Origin of the sequence: Vibrio sp. 99-70-13A1 (assembly GCF_013114625.1) — a bacterium.
GTDB lineage: Bacteria > Pseudomonadota > Gammaproteobacteria > Enterobacterales > Vibrionaceae > Vibrio.
The window spans coordinates 1-2,744 of record NZ_VTXD01000079.1; the positions used below are offsets into that span (position 1 = coordinate 1).

Genomic DNA, 2,744 nt, shown 5'->3' on the forward strand with positions numbered 1-2,744 from the left:
AACCGCCATTATACAGGTTGTACCGTAAACGCAGCATTGCAGAAAACTCATCGCTATTACCTTCTGTGCCACCTGCATCATCTCGCCAGGTTTGTGCTGCTTCTACTGAGATAGTTGGGTAGTTGTTGCTTTTCGATTGTTTGTACTGAAATTTTGCCGAATCAACATCCACTTGAGCTATTTTGATTACTGGATGCATTTCAAAAGCTTGATCTAAGGCTTTCTCGACGGTGTGAGGGAGAGCACTTGAGTCTGCTCGAGGGAAAACTAGCCCTAGAGGTGACTGTCCCACTAATTGCTGAAACTGAATATGGGTGTCAAACAAGTTGTTTTGTGCTGCAAGTAGATTTCCATGAGCTTTCGCAATACGGGCTTCAACTTGTGACATATCTGCTGTTGAACCAATTCCAGAATCAACGCGCTTTTTAATGTCCCTATAAATTTCTTTATGTGTCGCGAGGTTACTCTCAGAGAGGGAAAGGACTTCATATGCTTTTACCGCATCCAAGTACACTTTAGTTACTTCTAAAGCCATATCTTGAGCATCAGAAAGTAATTGATAGCGTACAGACTCGGCATCAGCTGCAGTGCGGTCAATATCATTAAGTGTATTAGAGCCATCCCAAATTAATTGAGTCAGTGTGATAGTGGCTTCTTTACGTGTTAAGTCGGTTGCATCATTACTGTTTGATGCAAGGTTCGTATGCTCATACCCAACACCAGCATCTAAGTCTATGCTTGGTCTATAAGCACCTCCAGATGCATCATTAATATATCGCTTACTAATATATTCGTTGTATGAACTTTTGATGCTTGGATTAGTTTCTAAGGTAATAGCAACAGCTTGCTCCAGCGTTTGAGCACTAGAAGAAAAGCTAAAAGCCATCATAGAACCTAGAGTGCATTTTTGAATCCAATTCAATTTATTTCTCCGGAGCATATGTAATGCATGAATGTTAAACATATCTGAGTCTCATATCTGAGAATTATAACAAGGTGTCAACAAATTTACGTTTTTATCCAGCCAAAAGTAGATATGTGCCACCATGCATTGTGCAGGATTTTATGTATAAGGTAGCTTACTCAAATTATTATATAAAATAATGAATTAACTTGCTTAATATTTGTGTAACTTAATGACTTTTTAGTACATTTTAATGGATGTTAATGCGAATGGTGAACTGTTATTTATATATTACGCAAGCGTGAATTGTATAAGTTATAATGATATATTAACAAGATAAGATTTTAGTGTCATTTCGTTGACGACATTAACGAAGCTATTTGGATTTAGAGGTTTTTATGGATATCACCACAGTCATCGCTAGTAGTGCATTGGTAATTGGACAACGAATAGTCGTTGGTATAGATGGCAATATCAGAGTATTAAAAGATGGTGAGCCGTTATTAAACGGTGACGTCGTTCTTGAAACATCAGAAGAGTCTGCTCAACCAATAGTTAAGGTTAGTCGTTTTGTTGACGATAATGAGGTTGATGTAACTGATGATATTGCAAATATTTTTGCAGCCTTAGAACAAGGCGAAGACCCGACTCAACTAAATGATGAATTTGCAACTGCTGCAGGTACTAGTAGTGGTTCGAGCCTTGTTGCTGGTGGAAGTATTGAAAGAGATGGCACTGAAATAATTGCTCAAACAGAATTTCTGACTGAAGGGTTTGCTTCTATAGGTTTCTCAGAGACTCAAAGCTTAGGTTTAATCGAAGCTTTTCAGATTTTAGAATCAACATCAGATACCACAGCCCCAGATGCACCAGTCCTGACACTTGATATTGACTCAGGCTCAGCGGCGGATGACTTCTTAACAAACGACGGTAGCTTTACAGTCGGCGGTACAGAAGATGGCGCGACAGTAGAATACTTCGTGGGTGGCAACTGGACGACAACGGCGCCAGTACCAACTGAAGGTGATAACACGATTACCGTTCGTCAAACCGACGCAGCGGACAATACATCAGGCAGCTCAACGCTGACGTTCACTCTTGATACGACCGCACCTGATGCACCGGCTCTGACACTTGATACGGATTCAGGGTCAGCGGCGGATGACTTCTTAACGAATGACGGCAGCTTTACAGTCGGCGGTACAGAAGATGGCGCGACAGTTGAATACTTCGTGGATGGCAACTGGACGACAACGGCGCCAGTGCCAACGGAAGGTGACAACACGATTACCGTTCGTCAAACCGACGCAGCGGGTAATACATCAGGCAGCTCAACGCTAACGTTCACTCTTGATACGACCGCACCCGATGCACCAGCTCTGACACTTGATACGGATTCAGGCTCAGCAGCGGATGACTTCTTAACCAATGACGGCAGCTTCACCGTCGGCGGCACAGAAGATGGCGCGACAATAGAATATCTTGTTGACGGCAACTGGACGACAACGGCGCCAGTACCAACTGAAGGTGAAAACACGATTACCATTCGTCAAACCGACGCAGCGGGCAATACATCAGGCAGCTCAACGCTGACGTTCACTCTAGATACGACCGCACCTGATGCACCGGCTCTGACACTTGATACTGATTCAGGCTCAGCAGCGGATGACTTCTTAACCAATGACGGCAGCTTCACAGTCGGCGGCACAGAAGATGGCGCGACAGTCGAATACCTTGTTGACGGAAACTGGACGACAACCGCACCAGTACCAACGGAAGGTGACAACACGATTACCGTTCGTCAAACCGACGCAGCGGGTAATACATCAGGCAGCAGCGA

2 protein-coding genes are annotated in these 2,744 nt (G+C 43.7%); one reads left to right on the forward strand and one right to left on the reverse strand.

Annotated features, from left to right (window positions below; translation table 11 throughout):
* Positions 1-886: TolC family outer membrane protein (locus F0226_RS22185; RefSeq protein ID WP_171737662.1), on the reverse strand; the 886-nt coding region annotated here is incomplete at its 3' end.
* A 416-nt stretch (positions 887-1,302) separates the two neighbouring features.
* Here F0226_RS22185 and F0226_RS22190 point away from each other — a divergent pair.
* Positions 1,303-2,744: Ig-like domain-containing protein (locus F0226_RS22190; protein ID WP_171737661.1), on the forward strand; the 1,442-nt coding region annotated here is incomplete at its 3' end.